Origin of the sequence: Nioella aestuarii, from assembly GCF_050896395.1 — a bacterium.
Taxonomy (GTDB): Bacteria; Pseudomonadota; Alphaproteobacteria; order Rhodobacterales; family Rhodobacteraceae; genus Nioella; species Nioella aestuarii.
This window is the reverse complement of sequence record NZ_JBPBBA010000001.1, coordinates 60,952-79,279: the sequence shown is the minus strand read 5'-3', so window position 1 is coordinate 79,279 and position 18,328 is coordinate 60,952. Positions and strand designations below refer to the sequence as shown.

At 61.2% G+C, this 18,328-nt stretch carries 18 protein-coding genes and 1 tRNA gene; 9 read left to right on the top strand and 10 right to left on the bottom strand.

Annotated features, from left to right (window positions below; all coding sequences use genetic code 11):
- Positions 1 to 115: 115 nt before the first annotated feature.
- The 3 genes from ribB to nusB are packed head-to-tail and all read left to right on the top strand — an operon-like array spanning position 116 to position 2,269.
- Positions 116 to 1,237, top strand: a complete 1,122-nt coding sequence (ribB, locus tag ACROHD_RS00415; RefSeq protein ID WP_432675278.1) for a 3,4-dihydroxy-2-butanone-4-phosphate synthase — start codon at positions 116 to 118, stop codon at positions 1,235 to 1,237.
- A 4-nt stretch (positions 1,238 to 1,241) separates the two neighbouring features.
- A complete protein-coding gene (locus tag ACROHD_RS00410) occupies positions 1,242 to 1,793 on the top strand; it encodes a 6,7-dimethyl-8-ribityllumazine synthase (RefSeq protein ID WP_432675277.1) in 552 nt (183 codons plus the stop codon).
- Complete coding sequence (nusB, locus tag ACROHD_RS00405) at positions 1,790 to 2,269, top strand: transcription antitermination factor NusB (RefSeq protein WP_432675276.1); 480 nt, start codon at positions 1,790 to 1,792, stop codon at positions 2,267 to 2,269. Before ACROHD_RS00410 ends, nusB begins: the two co-directional genes overlap by 4 nt.
- 94 nt (positions 2,270 to 2,363) lie before the next feature.
- On the opposite strand, the gene ACROHD_RS00400 is transcribed toward nusB, so the two are convergent.
- Positions 2,364 to 3,920, bottom strand: coding sequence for a zinc-binding metallopeptidase family protein (locus ACROHD_RS00400; protein ID WP_432675275.1), 1,557 nt, complete (start codon positions 3,918 to 3,920; stop codon positions 2,364 to 2,366).
- Between the two features lie 163 nt (positions 3,921 to 4,083).
- Between ACROHD_RS00400 and ACROHD_RS00395 the strand changes: the two genes are divergently transcribed.
- Together ACROHD_RS00395 and ACROHD_RS00390 are read left to right on the top strand one after the other, a co-directional pair.
- Complete coding sequence (locus ACROHD_RS00395) at positions 4,084 to 4,389, top strand: hypothetical protein (protein ID WP_432675274.1); 306 nt, start codon at positions 4,084 to 4,086, stop codon at positions 4,387 to 4,389.
- 307 nt (positions 4,390 to 4,696) lie between these two features.
- Positions 4,697 to 5,152, top strand: coding sequence for an MmcB family DNA repair protein (locus tag ACROHD_RS00390; RefSeq protein ID WP_432675273.1), 456 nt, complete (start codon positions 4,697 to 4,699; stop codon positions 5,150 to 5,152).
- Between the two features lie 80 nt (positions 5,153 to 5,232).
- Here ACROHD_RS00390 and ACROHD_RS00385 read toward each other — a convergent pair whose 3' ends face one another.
- A complete protein-coding gene (locus tag ACROHD_RS00385) occupies positions 5,233 to 5,424 on the bottom strand; it encodes a DUF6324 family protein (RefSeq protein WP_432675272.1) in 192 nt (63 codons plus the stop codon).
- Between the two features lie 119 nt (positions 5,425 to 5,543).
- Between ACROHD_RS00385 and ACROHD_RS00380 the strand changes: the two genes are divergently transcribed.
- Together ACROHD_RS00380 and ACROHD_RS00375 are read left to right on the top strand one after the other, a co-directional pair.
- The gene (locus ACROHD_RS00380) at positions 5,544 to 6,035 is read left to right on the top strand and encodes a GNAT family N-acetyltransferase (RefSeq protein ID WP_432675271.1); all 492 of its coding nucleotides are present in this window, start codon (positions 5,544 to 5,546) and stop codon (positions 6,033 to 6,035) included.
- A 48-nt stretch (positions 6,036 to 6,083) separates the two neighbouring features.
- Positions 6,084 to 6,160 (top strand) — tRNA-His (locus ACROHD_RS00375).
- A gap of 22 nt (positions 6,161 to 6,182) precedes the next feature.
- Here the strand turns inward: ACROHD_RS00375 and amaB are convergent.
- The 3 genes from amaB to ACROHD_RS00360 form a co-directional block, all read right to left on the bottom strand.
- Positions 6,183 to 7,685, bottom strand: a complete 1,503-nt coding sequence (gene amaB, locus ACROHD_RS00370) for an L-piperidine-6-carboxylate dehydrogenase (RefSeq protein WP_432675270.1) — start codon at positions 7,683 to 7,685, stop codon at positions 6,183 to 6,185.
- A 15-nt stretch (positions 7,686 to 7,700) separates the two neighbouring features.
- On the bottom strand, positions 7,701 to 8,810 hold the full coding sequence (locus ACROHD_RS00365) for a saccharopine dehydrogenase family protein (protein ID WP_432675269.1): 1,110 nt from the start codon (positions 8,808 to 8,810) through the stop codon (positions 7,701 to 7,703).
- 107 nt (positions 8,811 to 8,917) lie between these two features.
- On the bottom strand, positions 8,918 to 9,412 hold the full coding sequence (locus ACROHD_RS00360; RefSeq protein WP_432675267.1) for an Lrp/AsnC family transcriptional regulator: 495 nt from the start codon (positions 9,410 to 9,412) through the stop codon (positions 8,918 to 8,920).
- Between the two features lie 270 nt (positions 9,413 to 9,682).
- Between ACROHD_RS00360 and ACROHD_RS00355 the strand changes: the two genes are divergently transcribed.
- On the top strand, positions 9,683 to 11,440 hold the full coding sequence (locus ACROHD_RS00355; RefSeq protein ID WP_432675265.1) for a hypothetical protein: 1,758 nt from the start codon (positions 9,683 to 9,685) through the stop codon (positions 11,438 to 11,440).
- Positions 11,441 to 11,464: 24 nt separating this feature from the next.
- Positions 11,465 to 12,460: an SUMF1/EgtB/PvdO family nonheme iron enzyme gene (locus tag ACROHD_RS00350; RefSeq protein WP_432675264.1), complete on the top strand. Its 996-nt coding sequence runs from the start codon at positions 11,465 to 11,467 to the stop codon at positions 12,458 to 12,460.
- Positions 12,461 to 12,586: 126 nt separating this feature from the next.
- Here ACROHD_RS00350 and ACROHD_RS00345 read toward each other — a convergent pair whose 3' ends face one another.
- The 5 genes from ACROHD_RS00345 to ACROHD_RS00325 form a co-directional block, all read right to left on the bottom strand.
- Complete coding sequence (locus tag ACROHD_RS00345) at positions 12,587 to 14,041, bottom strand: hypothetical protein (protein ID WP_432675263.1); 1,455 nt, start codon at positions 14,039 to 14,041, stop codon at positions 12,587 to 12,589.
- Between the two features lie 206 nt (positions 14,042 to 14,247).
- Positions 14,248 to 14,982: an SDR family oxidoreductase gene (locus ACROHD_RS00340; protein WP_432675261.1), complete on the bottom strand. Its 735-nt coding sequence runs from the start codon at positions 14,980 to 14,982 to the stop codon at positions 14,248 to 14,250.
- The gene (locus tag ACROHD_RS00335; RefSeq protein WP_432675260.1) at positions 14,979 to 16,301 is read right to left on the bottom strand and encodes an FAD-binding oxidoreductase; all 1,323 of its coding nucleotides are present in this window, start codon (positions 16,299 to 16,301) and stop codon (positions 14,979 to 14,981) included. Before ACROHD_RS00335 ends, ACROHD_RS00340 begins: the two co-directional genes overlap by 4 nt.
- Positions 16,301 to 16,726 (bottom strand): GtrA family protein, encoded by a 426-nt coding sequence (locus ACROHD_RS00330; protein ID WP_432675259.1) that lies wholly within the window; start codon positions 16,724 to 16,726, stop codon positions 16,301 to 16,303. Before ACROHD_RS00330 ends, ACROHD_RS00335 begins: the two co-directional genes overlap by 1 nt.
- Positions 16,723 to 18,171, bottom strand: a complete 1,449-nt coding sequence (locus ACROHD_RS00325; protein WP_432675258.1) for a UbiA family prenyltransferase — start codon at positions 18,169 to 18,171, stop codon at positions 16,723 to 16,725. The genes ACROHD_RS00330 and ACROHD_RS00325 overlap by 4 nt, the downstream gene beginning before the upstream one ends.
- Positions 18,172 to 18,328 lie beyond the last annotated feature (157 nt).

Sequence of the window (18,328 nt, the reverse complement as noted above, 5' to 3'; positions counted from 1 at the left end):
CGGAGGCTAGGCTGCGCCGTGACGTCGTGTCCAGCACCTGTTTCGATGTGTCTTCACTGGTATCGAAGGGCAGGCTGCGTTATCTGCTGCTCAACCCAAGGCGAAAGGGACCACAATGACATTCGAGACCCCAGGGCCCGTCGAGACTGACTTCAAAGGCGCGATTTCCCCGATAGAGGAGATCATCGAAGAAGCCCGCCAGGGCCGCATGTTCATCCTCGTCGATCATGAGGATCGTGAAAATGAGGGCGATCTGGTGATCCCGGCGAATTTCGCAACTGCGGATGCGATCAATTTCATGGCCACCCATGGGCGCGGTCTGATCTGTCTGACATTGCCCGCGGAACGGGTTGAGGAACTGGGCCTGCCGATGATGGTGGTCAACAATTCCTCGCGCCATGAGACGGCGTTTACGGTGTCGATCGAGGCGCGCGAAGGTGTGGAAACGGGCATTTCCACTGCTGACCGGGCGTTGACCGTCAAGACCGCGATTGACCCGAACTGCACAGCTGCCGACATCGCAACGCCCGGCCATGTCTTTCCGGTGCGCGCGCGTCGCGGGGGTGTGCTGGTACGGGCAGGTCATACGGAAGCAGGCTGCGATGTGGCGCGTCTTGCCGGGTACTATCCGGCTTCTGTGATCTGCGAGATCATGAACGAAGACGGCACCATGGCCCGATTGCCCGACCTGGTGGAATATGCCAAGAAACATAACCTGAAGATCGGTACGATTTCTGACCTCATCACCTATCGCTCGCGGAGTGACAACCTGGTGGTCGAAACCACCCGCGACACGGTTAGCTCTGAATTCGGCGGTGAATGGGAAATGCGGATTTTCACCGACCAAACCCATGGCGTTGAACATGTGGTGTTGGTGAAGGGCGATATTACCACCGGCGATCCGGTGCTTGTCCGCACACATGCGCTGCAGGCTGGCGCGGATCTGTTGGGGCTCGGCCCGAAACCGACCGCCGAATTGCCGACCGCCATGCGGATCATCGCAGAGGAAGGCCGGGGCGTGGTCTGCCTGATCCGCGCACCGCGGAAAGAGGCCTTTGCGCCAGAGGAAGAACAGGGACCGCGAACCATCAAGCACACGGGGCTTGGGGCGCAGATCCTGTCCAAGATGGGCCTGAACGAGCTGATCCTGCTGACCGACTCTCCGTCAACTCGCTATCTGGGCCTGGATGCTTTCGGGCTTTCCATCGTGGGCACGCGCCCGATCATGAAGGGCTGACGCTATGGCCGGTTCTGAGACCCACTACACGCTGCCGCTGCCGTCCTTTGACAAGCCGGTGAAGGTGCTGATCGTCGTTGCCCCGTATTACAAGGATATCGCGGACAACATGATTGCGGGCGCGATTGCCACGTTGGAAGAGGCGGGCGCGAGCTATGAGATCGTGGAAGTTCCCGGCGCGCTGGAGGTGCCCACGGCGATCCGCATTGCTTACCGGCAGGCAAATTTTGACGGGTTCGTGGCCATTGGCTGCGTGATCCGGGGTGAGACCACCCACTATGACACGGTGTGCAACGACAGCAGCCGCGCGATCCAGCTTCTGGGGCTGGAGGGTGCGTGCATCGGCAATGGCATTCTGACGGTAGAAAACCGCAAACAGGCCGAAGTCCGTGCCGATCCCGCCGACCAGAACAAGGGCGGGGGTGCTGCGGCAGCGGCGTTGCACCTTATCGCGTTGACGCGGAAGTTTGCAGCGCCTAAAGGCGGCATCGGATTTAAACCGGCGGGCAGCGAGATGCTGATTGCTGGCGATGCAAAAGGATCAAACCGCGCATGACCACCCCCAAGGGCCCCTCGAAGGACGAAAAGCGCCAGATGAAATCGGCGGCTCGGCTTTATGCCGTGCAGGCGCTGTTCCAGATGGAGGCCGCGGGCCAAACGGTGGACAAGGTTCGGCGGGAGTTCTTTGATTTTCGTTTCGGCCAGGAAGTGGCGGGCGAGGAGCTGGCCGAGGCCGACCCGGATCTGTTCACCAAGCTGCTGGATGACGCGGTGAACTGGCAGGCAAAGATCGACCAGATGACCGACCGGGCCTTGGTGGCGAAATGGCCGATTTCCCGCATCGACCCGACGATCCGCGCACTGTTCCGGGCAGCAGGCGCTGAGTTGCTTGAATCCGCGACACCGCCGAAGGTCGTGATCACCGAATTCGTCGATGTGGCCCGCGCCTTCTTCCCCGAAGGGCGCGAGCCGAAATTCGTCAATGCCGTGCTCGACCACATGGCGCGCGAAGCGAAGCCCAAGGCGTTCTGAGCTGGAAAACTCTTGGTTCAGGAGGATTGTGCGAATGCTCAATTTTCTTGTCCGAAGAACATTCCGCCAGCGAAGATTCTTGGTTTGAAACTCTTCAGTGCGGTGTCGGGATCACCCAATCCTCCCCCCGGGCCGTGGTCACGTATTCGGGCCAGCGGAAGTTTAGCGGCGGGGCGTAGTCGCAGAGCGGCGGGATGTGTTCGGCGGCGATGCGCTCCCGAAACTCCGCCTGCGCCTCTTTCAGTAGCGTCGGGTCGGTCAGGCAATCAAGCGCGGTCATCGCCACGACTTGCGCGGCCACTTCTGTCATCGGATCAATTGTCGCCGGATGCCCGCCAAGGGCATTCATTGCCCAGGCCGGGTAAGCGAAACCCTCGGGCGCGGTCAGAGCTGGCCGCCCGATATAGAGCCGCACTGTCGGCGCGTGCCAGCAATACTCCGTGTAGTCATCGGAGGTGAAATGGCGCTGTGAGGGCGGCAGGTTCTTCCGCAGCTGCCGTTCGGCCTCTTCCGGTGGCGTCAGCTCCGAGATCATCGGCAGGAACGGGTCGGCCATCGGCTCCAGCCCCAACTCGCTTTGGATCGCGCGGGCAAACTCTGCCGCCTCCTCACCCCAGACCGGTGCGCCGACCGACTCCAGATTGGCATAGGTGGCGCGGGCCATGGCGTGGTTGGGCAGGCCGGGGCGGGACTTGGCCACCCAGTGCCGCCGCCACGAACAGTGGCAGAGCTTCGCAGCAGCCTCGGCGAAATGATCAAGCCCACGGATGATATGTTCGGCCTCGCTGACCTCACTGATGCGGATGAAATACTGGATCTGCGCGATCTGTGCTGGGATGTTGTCGGCCGTGGCCTGCCCGTGGGACAGGATCGTTTCGTTCATCGACCAGCTTTGCCCCGGTGCCATCACATGTTCGCGCAAGGCTTTCGCTGTTTGATACATCTGCACCATTGCATCCGTTGCCCCCGGCGCGCGCGCGGCGGCATGGCTGGCGGGAATGGGCGATGCGTCTTCGCCGGCCATCCAGGTTTCCGGCGCGTCGCAGGTGAATTCATAGATGACCCCGTAGCCCACGCCGCAATGCGTGTCCCATCGCACTGTGTTGCACAGCGTCGCCATGTAGAACGGGTGGAAGCTGATCGCGGCATCCAGATCGTCGTAATATCCAGCCGCGGCATGAATAGGTTTCGAGCCGCGCAGCTTTTCAGCTGGTTCACCAAAGAACTTGAGGCGCCCCTGGATGTTATGCGCCTTCATCGCGGCCTTGGCGGCCAGGAAGCCGCCGAGCGAGGCCATGCCAAGCGCCGAATGCGGGTCGGTGTGGCCGCCCGCATGGGGGGAGAGGCCGGGGCGGGGGGCTTTTCGCGGCTCTGCCGCCTGACAGTTTCCGGGGATGCCGTCGTATTCGGCGTAGCCGCCGATCGTCGGCCCGTCCCCGTTCGCCCAGGTGGCGCAGAAGGCCGTGGGCATACCGCCGGTTGCCTCTTCGACCTCGAAGCCCTCACGCCGCAAGAGATCCACGTAATAGGCGCAGGATTTGTATTCGCGCCAAGCAGTTTCGCCGTAGTCCCAGATATTACGCGTCCAACGGGATAGCTCGCCCATGCGTTCCTTGACCGTTGCCCGCGCGGTGTCTTTCGCTGCCGTCATGACCTGCCTCCGTTTTCAGCACGACGCTAGGCCGGTGCCCCAAAGCAGGCAAGCGCTTTGACCCGTAGACGGAAGTCGCCCCCTGGGCGGCTCTGCCGCAGGCAGGTGACTTGCAGGCCGGGCCCATCGTGCTAACCTGATTGACATAGTCAAGGAGAGTGCAATGCCAGACCATATCAGGATGATCCTAGCCCATGCGTTTGTTGGCTTCGGTATTTCCGTGGCCTTCACGGTGATGATCCTCGCCTTCAATGTCGGAAACCTGTGGCACCTAGTGACCCACACGGCGGAAGGTCCGGTTGCGGTCGCCATGCTGATTGTCTTTGGCACCATCACTTTTGGCTCGGCGCAGATCGGCTACAAGATCATGTCCATGGGCGAAGAGGAGGACGATCACAGCGGCGGCAAGCGTGACGCGTTGCCCGTGGCTGATCCCGTTGCGATCCCGGTGCGTGTCGACCGCCGCTGAGCGCCATGTTCCGACAAGAAAGAAGGCCCGAAGCATCCGCTCCGGGCCTTGGTCTTTGCTAGGTGACGGGACCACCACAGCCGTTGGGAATTTAATTCCCGAGGACCTGTTTATACAGGTGGGCGCCAGGTAAACGAACCAGGGTCCGCACAGAGCCAGCTCCCTCGGAATTGCTTAAGGCCACCGGAATTTTGCCCGTTACGAGAAAGGCAGAACCCGTCAATCTCCCAAATAGGCGCTCTGTTTGGGTCCGGCAAGGCAAATACGGAAGATTGCATTTGTTCTTGAATTGTTCCAGCATGAGTCCATGCCCAGTGACACCCCCCTTCCTGACCTCATGCCCGGCCAGCTGCTGGCCAGGGGCGTCTGTCGCCACTTGCGTCAGCATGATTTCGCCAGCCTTGAGGAATTTGTGCCGGAACGGGGCAAACGGGTGGATGTCATGGCGCTTGGCCCCAAGGGGGAGATCTGGGTAATCGAGTGCAAGTCGAGCCGGGTGGACTTTACCTCCGATTCGAAATGGGACGGCTATTTGGAATGGTGTGATCGCTATTTCTGGGCGGTGGATCAGGCGTTCCCGACAGACCTTCTGCCCGAGGGAACCGGGCTGATCATCGCCGATGCCTACGACGCGGAGATCCTGCGCTTCGGGCCAGAGACCAAGCTGGCCCCCGCCCGGCGCAAGGTGCTGACCCAAAAGTTCGCCCGAACCGCTGCGCAACGCCTGCACGGATACCGCGATCCCAAACCGGGCAGCATTTAACCAAAATTTTCCGCGCCCCCTTCTTCTTGGCCGAAATACTCCGGGGAGCGCGAGGGGCAGCGCCCCTCGTATCTGTGGGTTCAGCCTTTGCTGCCCTTGCGGATTGTCTCGGCTGCGACGCGCAGTTCCTCGGCGATTTCCAAGGCTTCCTCAGGGTCGAAATCCAGCGGGAGATCGATGCCATCGGCCTCGATATAGATGCGTACCATGCCCAGGGTCGTCGGGCCGATCTGCAGGTTGGCTGCAATTTCGCTTTCGCTGTCGATGCCCATTCATGTCCTCCGAGAGCCTGGTTTCCCCGAAAGGGGTTTCGCGAGCGGCCTAGACCCTTGCCCGCGATCATACAAGATAAAATACTGGAAGCTCACGGTGCCCACAAATGGGAAATCGCATGTCAAACGGGATAGAATTGCGAGATCTGGCCATCGGCGATGCCGGTTGGTTGATCCAGCAGCATGCAGAGCTGTACGCACGGGAAGAAGGCTTTGACGCCAGTTTCGAACCCCTGGTTGCCGAAATTCTGGCCGACTTCATCCGAACCCATGACCCAAACTGCGAACGCGGCTGGATCGCATGGGAAGGAGATCAGCGGCTTGGCTCGATCTTCTGCGTCAAAGGGCCGGAACCGGGTCAGGCCAAGTTGAGGCTGTTCATGCTGACCCCTGCAGCGCGAGGCAAAGGGCTTGGAAAACGCCTGCTTGATAGTTGCATCACCTATGCCCGGGAAAAACAGTACCGGGAGATGGTGCTTTGGACCCATGCCAGCCACCGTGCCGCCTGTGCGCTTTATGAAAAGGCGGGGTTTGCCTGCATCGACAGCCATCCCGTCATATCGTTTGGACAGCCTCTGGAAGAACAGACATGGAAGCTGAAATTGACGTGACAGAGAGGCTTGCATTCCGGCGCAACGAGGGCTATCCACCCCGCCAGTGCCGCCTTAGCTCAGTTGGTTAGAGCGCTGGATTGTGGATCCAGAGGTCCCCCGTTCAAGCCGGGGAGGCGGTACCACCCCCCCCCCCGGCCCGATTGTTCAGATATCGAAGGTGACGCCCTGCGCCAGCGGCAGCTCGGCGGAATAGTTCACCGTGTTGGTCTGGCGGCGCATATAGGCTTTCCACGCGTCCGAGCCGCTTTCACGCCCGCCGCCGGTTTCCTTTTCACCACCAAATGCGCCGCCGATCTCTGCACCCGAGGGACCGATATTGACGTTGGCAATGCCGCAATCGGATCCGTCATCGGACATGAACCGCTCCGCTTCGCGCATGTTCATGGTGAAGACGCAGGAAGACAGGCCCTGTGGCACGGCGTTTTGCATCTCCAGCGCCTCGTCGAAGCTGTCATAGGACATGACGTAGAGGATCGGGGCGAAGGTCTCGGTTTCCACAACCTCGCTTTGCGCCGGCATCACCGCAATGGCGGGTTGCATGTAGACGCCGCCTTCTGGCACGCCCTCGGTCACGCGGTTGCCGCCATGCACCGTGCCCCCCGATTCGCGGGCCGCTTCCAGCGCAGCGGTCATCGCCTTACCTGCCGCCTCATCGACCAGCGGGCCGACAAGCGTCCCGTCCTTAAGCGGATGGCCAATCGGCAGCCCCGCATAGGCCTTGACCAGCCGCGCCACCAGTTCGTCGCGGATTGAGTGATGCACAATCAGGCGGCGCAGAGAGGTGCAGCGCTGACCGGCGGTTCCAACGGCTGAAAACACAATTGCCCGCACGGCCATTTCCAGATCTGCGGAGGGCGCGACGATCATCGCGTTGTTGCCGCCAAGTTCAAGGATCGAACGCCCGAAGCGGGCGGCTACGCGCGGGCCGACGACGCGGCCCATGCGGGTCGAACCGGTGGCCGAGATGATCGGTACATCGTGGCTGTCGACCAGTGCTTCACCCAGATCGGCGCGGCCAATGATGGTTTGCAACAGCGAGTCGGGCGCATCGCCCCCGAACCGGGCCACGGCGCGGGCGAAGATATTGGCGCAGGCCAGCGCAGTCAGAGGCGATTTCTCGGATGGTTTCCAGATCACCGGGTTTCCGCAAACCAGCGCCAGCGCGGTGTTCCATGACCAGACCGCGACGGGGAAGTTGAAGGCAGTGATGACGCCCACGGGCCCCATCGGGTGCCAGGTTTCCATCATCCGGTGGCCGGGCCGTTCCGAGGCGATGGTGAGGCCATAAAGCTGGCGGCTGAGGCCCACTGCGAAGTCGCAGATGTCGATCATCTCCTGCACTTCGCCAAGCCCTTCGGAAGTGATCTTGCCGGCCTCATAGCTGACCAGCCGGCCCAGATCCTCCTTGGCGGCGCGCAGTTCCTCGCCCAACAGCCGCACCAGTTCCCCCCGGCGTGGTGCGGGAACGGTGCGCCAGGCTTTGAACGCGGCTTGGGACTTTGCGATGATGGCGGGCATGTCGTTGGCCGCAGTCTCGGCCAGATCGGCCAGCACCGCCCCATCAATGGGCGAGGTGACGGTCAGGCTGCCGCCGGTCAGCATGTCATCTGTCAGGCCAAGCGCGGCCAGCGTGTCTTTTGCAGTCATGGTTCTTTCCTTGTCTCAGGCGGCGCTGTGCAGCCGGGTAAGCTCACCCTTGCCGTAGTAGCGGCCGAATTCGGTTTGCATGAAATCGTTCAGGCTGACGTCCTCTTGCCGGACGAAACCCTGTGAGGGCAGCTTGCCTTGACGCATCAGGTCCATCACACCGGTGACGCCCGCAGCGGTTGTCAGTTGGATCGCGCCCCAGGTCTTGCCGTTCACCTGACCGGCCAGCGATTTGTTGACGAAGCTGCGTTCGCGGTATTCGCCGTCGATCCAGCCCGTCGCAGTTGAAAAGATCAGCACAACGTCCTGATCCGTGCGGGGCAGGGCGGTCTCAAAGATCTGCCCCATCAGGTCGCGGCGGGTGTCCAGTTGCAGGTCCTGCAGCAGCATCTTGATAATGGCGCGGTGGCCGGGATAGCGGATCGTCCGGTAGGAGACCTTGCGCGCCTTGCCCAGAAGCGTTTCGGTCAGGGTGCCGAGCCCGCCCGAGGTGTTGAAGCATTCGTAATCTACCCCGTCGAGGCCAAATTCCTCCAACGATTCCAGTGGCGCGGCCTTGATCCGTTCCCCACCCTCGATCACGTCGCAGGGGTTGCAGTATTCGTTGATCAGCCCGTCAGTGGACCATGTCAGATTATACTTCAGCGCATTGGTCGGGTAGAGCGGCAGCGCCCCCACCCGGAGCGCCAGCGTGTCGAGCTTGTCGAACTGCGCAGCCAGATGTGCCCCGGAAATGCCGACGAATCCTGGTGCCAATCCGCATTGCGGCATGAAGGCGGTTTTGCTGTCTTCAGCAAGCCTGCGAACCGCTTCGGTCGCGGCGACGTCTTCTGTAAGGTCAAAATAATGCGCGCCAGCGGCCTTGGCGGCGGCAGCAATGGTGGGTGTCAGAAAGAAGGGCGCAGCGCTGATCACCGCGTCGAACCCATCAAGGGCGCGGGTCAACGCGGCCTGATCGCTGGCGTCCGCCTGCGCCACTTTGAACCCGGCCTGCTGGAAGGGCGCTAGGTTCGCGAATTCGCTGTCGACAATGGTGACGGAATAGTTGGGTGATGCTTTCAATAGCTCGGCAATCATCGTGCCGATCTTGCCTGCGCCTACAATGCAAACGGTCCAGTTGCGCATTTTCCTGCCTCATCTGTGGGATCATTTCCCAAAGCCTGAGGCAGGATGCGTCCTGTCGTCCTCTACCGATTGTTCGCGGTTCTGGAAATTTCCGGCAAAATGCCGGGCTAGTCTGCTTCGATTGTCGACATGGCCTGCATCTGGCGAAAAATGCGCTCTGCCGTCTCATCTGAGCGGCGGTCAATGCGACGCCCGAACACCACGGATGTGGTGGTGCGAACGACGCCGGGAATCTCTCCGATCTCGTCAATCAGGATATCGAGGTCTTCGACCCGTGGGGCCTCTGCCGAGAGGAAGAGGTCAAACTCACCGTTGATGGAGAAAACCACTTGAATTTCGGGGTATGTATTCAGCCGCTGCAGAACCTTTCGCGTGTCCTGCTGGCGGATCTCAAGCATCATCAGGATCTGAACGGTTTCCTCGCTGGGATTGCGGCTAAGCACCACCGAATAGCCCGCAATGGTGCCGTCCTTTTCCATCCGGGCAATGCGTTCATGCACGGTAGACCGAGCTACACCAAGCGCCTGCGCAATGTTCGAAGTAGATTCGCGCGCATTGCGCTGAAGTTCCCGGATGATCCGTTTGTCGAGTGTGTCGCGCATCCAATTTGCCGCCCGTGCCGTTGAATTGCCGGATAACTGACGGAATGCGCCGAAATGTCAAGGAGTCTGGCGAAACTGAAAATCACCCGCTTCCCCTGTTCGTTCACACCTTCGTGAGCAGCTTTTTACCCCCGAGTCATGGAATGCTGCCATTGCACGGCGACGGGAATCGTTGCAGCATCAAGAGTTGGAAAAACAAGGCAGTTTTGGACTGGGACGGGGTCTGGACGCTGCCAGGGACCAGATATTTTGGAGCTGGATTTAATCGGAATGACATTTACTGGACAACGCGCGCTGAAAGCGGCCGGGATCTCGGCCCTTCTTATCACATTGTCGGGCCCCGCCCTGGCCAACGGCATCGGCTTGCCGGACGAAGAGACGCTTCAGGCGCAGATGGAGGTGTACAACTCCGACGCGCCGGGGTCGATCTATGCCCTTCAACCCTTCCGCAACGAAATGACCCTGACCGGTGACAACGGGCTGGAGGTCACGCTGACCTCGATGAACCCGATGGTGAACGCCTGGTTTATTCTGCGTGTCGACAGCGATGACCTGTCTCGCCCGCGCTATTATCACCTTGAAAACGCCGCGCCGGATTTCTGGCAGATCTCGCTGGAAATGGATGGCGACGATCCGATGATCCTGATCGAAAACGATGGCGACGAGGTGGAATGCGCCCCATGGGAGGGTCGCAGCCCCGAGCTTGAAGAAGCCCGCGAGGAAACGCTGCCCTACGCGCCGATCTGCGACAGCACGATGTATCTGCGCAACCGGGTATCCGGGTCACGCACCACAAGAGAGGCCGTTGCGGAGTTTCTCCGAGAGAATGTTCTCTTTGGTGACTCCATCGTTAACCTGATCAAGGGCACCCTGTTCCGCGACGCTTATCTTGAAAGCTCGGACGAGGCGGAATCGGAGGATCCCGGTGCCGTTGTGGCCGCGCTTGGTCAGGCCAATCTGGGGCGCTTCCCGGTCATGCGCGCCGCGCCCGGATTTGATCTCGTGGGCGCTGATGGAGGAATGGAAGCGGGTAGCTGGTATCAGGTCGAAGACGCGCCCGGTATCTACGCCAGCATGGTGCAGCCCGGCATGATCAGCGACGACATTCTGAACCGGTCGGGTGAGACCAACTGGTTGGATGGGGTCGAACGCGGCGCCAATGTCTACCTCGTGGCCTTTGATATGCGGGAGTTTGAAATCGGGTACGAGCTTGGCACCGATCACCCCGGTTTCGAATGGTCCTCCCGCCCTCACGGGGCCGGGCGCGACTGGTCGATCCCCGGACCCGATGGCATCAGCTCTCCCGATCCGCTTGTCATGGTGGGGATGCTCAGCCCCTCGCTGACCGACCGGGTCGCCGCGACCTTCACAGGTGGTTACAAGCGCGATCACGGTGCATTCCGCTATGGCGATATGGCGACGTTCAACCATGGGCATCACTACGGGTTCCTCGTGAATGGAACGGTGCTCAGCCGGCTTTGGCCGGGGCTCTCGACGATCTATGTCACCAATGACGGCACCTTCGGCATGACCACATGGACGGAAGAGCTGAACGAGGAATTGCTGCCGCATTTGCGCTTTGCCCGTCAGAATGGCGTGCCCCTGATCCATCCAGACCCTGAAACCGGCGAAAGCGTGCCCGGTGATCGCGTGACCCAATGGGGGGCTGGCAACTGGTCCGGTTCCGCGGACGCGCAACTGCGCACCCTGCGCGCCGGATCGTGTTTGCGAGAGGTCGATGGCCGTCAGTTCCTGATCTACGCCTATTTCTCGACCGCCACACCCTCGGCCATGGCGCGGACGTTCCAGGCTTATCACTGCGACTATGCTATGCTCATGGACATGAACAGCCAGGAACACACCTATATGGCGCTCTACCCCGAGACCGAGGATGATGACTGGATCGAGGCCGAACATCTGGTCAGCGGCATGAGCCATGTGGATCAGGACACGCGCAACGGAACAATCCCGCGGTTCGTGGGCTTCGCCGATAACCGTGATTTCTTTTATCTGCTAAGACGAGAGTAACCCCAAGCACGAGGAGTGCCCCCTATGAGATATCTCACCCGAACACTCGTGGCCCTGATCATCGGCGTCATGGGCGCCGGGGCGGGGGGCGCGCAAAGCCTGCAAGAGCTGAACGAACAGATGTTCGATCAGATGCGGCAAGTGCGCGGCGTATCCAATGCCGAGATCCAGCGGATCCGCCAGATCTTTGCCGGATCTTCCTATATCGGACAGGGCAATCCGGCGGTGACGCGCCACGCGATGACGCCGGAAGAGGCCGCAGCGCGGATTGGCGGTTCGGTGGCCAGCGTGCAGCAAAGTTATCGCAATGCCAGGTGGGAACGGATCTGCGGCGGCCGCTATCGCGCACCGCTCTATGATCCCGCCACTGAAAGTCCGGAGGATGCCGAGGTTTGTGTGGACATGTTCGAATATCCGAACATTCCCATGGTCTACCCTGTGGTCTGGGTGCGCGCGAGTGAGGCGCATATGCTCTGTGCGGCGGAAGGCGGCCGGATCGGTGATGCCCATGAATGGGAAGGGGCGGCGGCGGGAGCGCTGCTCGAACCTGACTATCGCTTCGATCTGGGCAGTCCGCAGGCCATGCGCGCCTGGCACAACTCGGAATGGGCGCATACCCGCAACACCTACAGTATCGGCCCCTGGCGGTCTGGGGTCTGTGCCACCGGCAGTTTCAAATCGGCCAGCTGCAATGGCGGCAGTTTCAACGGCTGCGGATCCAATACCTATCCGGCGGGATCATTCCCGCAATGCCACAGCCCGCTTGGCGCATACGACATCGACGGCAATGCGGCAGAGCACATGAACCTGCCGCTGTCGCCCGATCAGATGGCAAGCCGGGGGTCCACCACGCTTGGGGTGACAGAGATGAAGGGCAGCTGGTTCATCTGGGACACGGTGCGCGCGCATGAGCATTGGGCGCGTTGGCGGGCACCCTTCTGGCATGGCAGCCGGGTGATGTCGCCGTCGAGCCACCGGAACTATCACCTAGGGTTCCGTTGTTTCCATGATGTGAACTGACAGGATCTGCGCCCTCAGCCGTGGCCCCACCCACCCACCCGCCACGGCTGAGGGCGCAGGCTACGTCTCGTGAAAAACCCCGCCGGCGAGGGCGGGGTTTCTTGTGTCTGCTCGATCGTTCGGAAGTCAGCGCGAAGCGATTTGGATGGCAGGCCGTCCAATCGGGCCTTCGGAATTCAGAAGCCCCGCGTAGGTGCCATCCATCAGCAGATCCTGAAGATCGACAGCACGACCGTTGACGAAGGCGGTGCGGCTGACCAAGCGTACACCATGGCTGTAGTCAGCATATTCAGCGCCATGCACGGTGGACAGTGGCTGGATCGGGTTGCCGCCCGGACGGTGCCAGCCGTAAATCGCCACGCGGCCAGGCGCGCTGGACAGGCGGTTGGTCAGGACCAGATCCTTTTTGTGGCCGGACACCAGCATCCCAAGACGTCCGCCCGCGTTCTGGCGCTGTCCCTCCACGGTGGCATTGTGGCGCATGAAATAGGTGGTCGAGGACATCTGAGAGCCAGGCGTCATCGGTGAGGGCGACAGGCGCAGATCGGCTTGTGCGTAGATTGCATCGACCATCCGGGTGGTCGGCAACATCATATTGAACTCTTCCGCGATCTGCGCCGCTGCAGACAGGCCAAGAGGCACGCGCACGAAATCACTGTCGCTGCCGACGGCCAGATAATCAGGCGTCACACAAATGGTGATCTGAGCGCTGCGGCCATTGGGCAGGATGCCGGTGAAGGTGACCGGGGCAAGGTCGCGCAGGAAGGCCGGAACATTGCCGCCCAGAACCTCGCGGGCGATTGCCGCGTCGCGGGTGGTGCCAGAGACGTTTTCAAGCGAGGCAATGAAGGCCTGACCGCCTGCTGCGCTGCCCGCCCGGCGCGGAATTTCGCGAGAGAGGCGGCGGGTGCAGGCATTGGCGCTGCGATCAAAAGCTGGCCCAAGCGCGGCCGGTTCTTCCGGAGTAAGTGCGGCCAAGGTCACGTTTTCTGTTGGGTCTGTGGCGCGCGCCACGAGGCTGGAGGCGGCGGTGACATCCAGATCTGCGGGACGTAAGGCGGGGCGCGGGCTGACAATCGCGGCCAGCGGAGAGGCGACGGCCAGTTCGATCACCGGTTCTTCAGGTGCTGGATCGAAGGGGCGCTGTTCCGGGCGAAGCGAGGCCACATTGGCAGGGTCGGTGAAACTGCGCGCTGCAGCGGCCAGCGCCTCGATATGGGCAGGGCGCGGCACGGCGTCCACCGGAGGTCTGCCAGCGATGATTGTCGGGGCGGGTTCCTGTGGGAGCGGTTCGATCACGGGTTCGGCCAGCACGTAGTCATTGCCTGGCGCCATCGGCGGAAGAGACGTCGGCATCAGCCGTTCCGGTCCCTGATCAACCCCAGCAATTGAAGCCCCCATACCGTCGGACACAGGCAACGCCCCAAGGCTTGCCTGCGGGATCTCCACACGGGCGGGCTCGACGCCGAGCGTGGCAATCCGAACCGCCGGGGCGATCTTGGTGACCGTGAGTGTCAGGATGGTCGCGCAGACAAGCGCCGAGGCCGCAAGCGTCGTGATGACGGCTGCGGGCGATTCCATGAACTCAGGTTTACTGTCAACGGCCCGCTGTCCCAGCAGGTCAAAATATCTGTCCCTCATGGCAAAAGGGATACACTCACATTTTTAACGAAACAAGAATGCCAGAGCGATTAAGGCAGACCCGCCACATTTGCGGCGGAAAACTGCCGTTTTGCTGCGAGCGCGAGCAACTTTCTGCGCGCGCGAATTGATCCGGGTGGTTGCGATCAGATGCTGGTTTTCTTGAAAACCGTCTCGGGCACTGCGCAGATGATCGACATCACCAGCCACCAGATTGGCCGCACGTATATGATATTACGACGTTTTTCCACAGCTTTGACGATGGCGCCCGCGACTTCGCCTGGCTCGGCGGTCAGCTTTGCGGGCAGGTCCAGATGGGCGGTCATGGCGGTGTTCACAAAACCCGGTTTCACGGTCACCACATGCACATTTTTCTTGGCCAACCGGTTGCGCAAGCCCGACAGGAAGGCGGTGAAGCCCGCTTTGGCCGATCCGTAGACATAGTTCGACGCGCGCCCACGGTCGCCCGCGACGGAACTGATTCCCACCAATGTGCCAGCTCCGCGTTTCACAAACCGATCCGCCAGAACCCCGAAAACGATCGCGGGCCCCTCGAAATTGGATCGCAAGACCGCGACCGCCTTGGCCGGGTCTTTCTCATTTTCCTCCTGCTCGCCCATGGTTCCCACGGCGCATACAGCGATGCCGGGCAGCACTGGCAAGCCATCGACGAAGCGCTCATGCCCGGCCACGTCAAGCGCATCGAATTCATGTAGCGTGACCTCAACCCCGTAGCGGGTTTCAAGATCGGCCTTTTCCACCTCCATGCTGTTTGCATTGCGGGCGGCCAGTTGGATCGGATGACCGAGCGCAGCAAAGGCACGAGCGGTGGCGCGGGCCATGTCGGACCGTGCGCCGAGGATGAGAACGGGGTGGGTCACAGGTGGAGCCTTTCGGATTGGGCCGAGGCGAAGGCGTCGGCAAGGCCGTTGTCCCGCCGCCATTGCGCAAATGCAGCGGCGCGGGGGTCGGCGGTGGCAAAGGTGTCAGCAGGAACGCGGCTGTCCTTGGCAAGATAGAAGCGCCCGCCATGATCCAGAGTGATCGCGTCCAGTTCCGGCATCAATGCAATGGCTCGGGCATGGCGCGGAAAATCGAGCGCCAGCGTGTAGCCTTCCATAGGAAAGGAGAACGGGCTGTCCTGCGGGCCGAAGCGTTTCAGGACGGACAGGAAAGACGCCTGGCCGGATTCGGAAATCGCTGACATCAGCCGGTGCAGCCCTTCGCGCGCGGTGTCTTTCGGCAGGACGCATTGGAATTGCATAAACCCTTTGCAGCCATAGAGCCGGTTCCATTTCAGGATCGCGTCGAGCGGGTAGAAATACCCGTCCCAATCGACGATCTGCTGACCCTCCTGCCGCGACCCGTTCCAGAAATAGAGCGCGTTGAATGCACGGACCGAGACCGGATTGAGCGCAAATCCCGGTGCGTTCATTGGGAAGGTCTTTTTGCGGCGACGTGGAGAGCTGAAGGGGGTGGCGCGGTAGCGCGCGGGTACTTCGCCTGGCTCAGCGTGTTCACCTAACATGACCAAAGACCGGCCAAGCGCATCCCCCTTGGCGGCGCAGTCGATCCAGGCCACGGAATAGGTTGCCGACATGCTGTCCTCAAACGCGGCAATGGCCTCGTCCAGATTGGCGGCGGGGATCATCGTCTGCCGGATCCAGCCCGATTTAACCGACCGCAACCGGATCGCGCAGCGCAGGATAACGCCGGTCAGTCCCATTCCGCCGATGGTCCAGCCGAAAAGATCCGGGTTCTCACTACGCGAACAGCGGGTCACAGACCCGTCCGGCCCCATCAGGTCGATCCAGTCCACACAGGCACGAAAGCTGCCGTCGATATGGTGGTTCTTACCATGCACATCCGCCGCTATGGCCCCACCAAGGGTAATCAGCTTGGTTCCCGGCGTGACCATGGGAAACCAGCCGCGCGGCAGGAAACTGTCGATCACATCTGCCAGCATCACGCCCGCCTCGGCCACCAATTGCCCGCTGGCCGCATCGAAGGACAGCATCCGGTCGAAATGGCGCATGTCCAGCGTGCGCGCAGCGCCGATGGCGCTGTCGCCGTAGGATCGCCCATTACCCCGCGCGATGGCCCGGCCCTGCGTCACCAGTGTTGCCACTTCGGCTTCGGTTCTCGGGGCAGTCAGTTGTGTTGTTCGTTTCGGGAAGTTGCCCCAACCAGTCAGCTGCATTACGCCCCCTCTGCCTGCAAGCGGTCATCATTGAAGACGAAGCGACGGTCCAGCATGTATTTGGTCACATAGCCCACCATCAGGCCCAGAACGGCCCCCAGTTCCCGCATCAGATCGGTGCCCCAGATCAGCCAGAAAGCAGTTTCCGAGCCCCAAAAGATGCAGGTCGTGATCAGCCCCATTGCGGTATAAAGCGCAAACTTGCGGCTGTGGGCCTTTACCCCGGTGGACTGATCGAAAAAGATCCAGCGCTTGTCCAGCACGTATTTCACTACCAGCCCGATCAGCGTGCCAGCCGCCACGGCCATGGCGAAAACAACGGCGCTGTCCCCAAAGGCCAGGACAACCCGTTGGGTTCCCAGATTGGCCACGGTCGCAATCACCGCGAAAAGGGCATAGCGCAGCGCAAGGGCGGTCGATGTCATAGCAGCAAGGCCCCCGCCGCAAGCGCCAGCATCGCAAGGAAGGTTGCCTGACTGGTGCGGTCGGTCACAGCAAAGACCATCGGGTCATCGTTCATCTTGCCCCGATGGGTGACGAACACCATCCGCGTGACCCAGAACATCAGCAGCACGCAGACCCCCCACAAATATGTGGGTGACAGGTAGTTCGCACGGATATCGGGCGTGTTGATGTAAAGCGCCAGGACGAGCACCGACAGCAGACCTGAACTGGCGGCGATCTGGGTGATGATCGGCAAATCCTCCAAACCATAGCCCCGGCCCGCAGCCTTCGTGTGTTCGGTCGATTTCAGATGCACCAGTTCTGCCTGCCGTTTGACGGCGGCAAGCGAGAAGAAGAAGAACATCGAAAAGGCCAGCAGCCACAGGGACAGCGGAACGCCGGTCGCCACGCCGCCAGCCACGATCCTGAGGGTATAAAGCCCGGCCAGAACGCAGATATCCACGATCACCTTGCGCTTGAGCCAGAGCGAATAGCTCATCGTCATCAGGAAGTAGAAGAAGATCACGCCAAGGAACTTCAGGCTGAGCGTGGCGGCGGTCGCAAGACCAAGGCTCAACAGGATCGGAAGCAGTACCGTACCATGTGGCACCTGCAACCGACCCGAGGCCATCGGGCGGCGGCATTTGCGGGCATGTGCCCGGTCTGGGCCAAGGTCCAGCAGATCGTTCAGTACATAGCCAGAGGAGGCGACCAAGCCAAAGGCGACAAAGGCCAACAGGCATTGAAGAAACGTTGCCACCCCAACCAAATGCCCCGCCAGGATCGGCACGAAGACGAGAACGTTCTTCAGCCATTGATGCAGGCGCATGGCCTTGAAGATTGGGATCAGCACATGTTCAGGGGGGCTCAGATGCGTGACATCAGCATTCACCGCGGCCACCTTGGCGCGGAAGCTTTTGCTGGCGCCAACGGTGACGGCGGCCTTGGACCGGGACCAGACCTTCAGGTCCGCACGACTGTCGCCCACGTAGATATAACCGCCGGCGCCGTAATGATTGTCCAGAAAGGCGGCCTTGCGCTCTGCCTTCAGGTTATTGCCGGGCTCGGTTCCGAACACCTCGTCGAACAGGCCAAGATGCGCGGCGATCCGGTCGGCAAGGATCTGGTCAGAGGCCGTAACAAGCGCGGTCTTGCCGCCCTCGGCGCGCCAGGCTTCGATATGGGCGATGACCTCGGCGTTGTAAGGCAGGCGTGTGACATCTGGGCAGGCGGTTTCCGCCAGTGCGCGTTTTAACTCGGGGATGCCTTGTGACAGAGCCTTGGCGGCAATCAAAGGCGTACGCCAAGTGCGCGCGGCACTGGCCCAGAAGCATTCGAACAGCATGTCCGAACGCAGTAATGTCCCGTCCAGATCGACGACCAGAACGCTGTCTTTAGTGCCGGAATCGCGCATTTTCCCGTTCATCTTCCTGGCTTGGGGCTGCCTTTGCGCGCCCGCGCCGTCCTGCTCTGCTTCTCGATAATTTTATAAGGCCTGCAAAAGCTTGCATAGGGTTAAGGCATTAGCCAGCCGTTTCTGTGGTTTTCTTGGGAAAGGATGGGGCAAGACGGTCGACAGATCG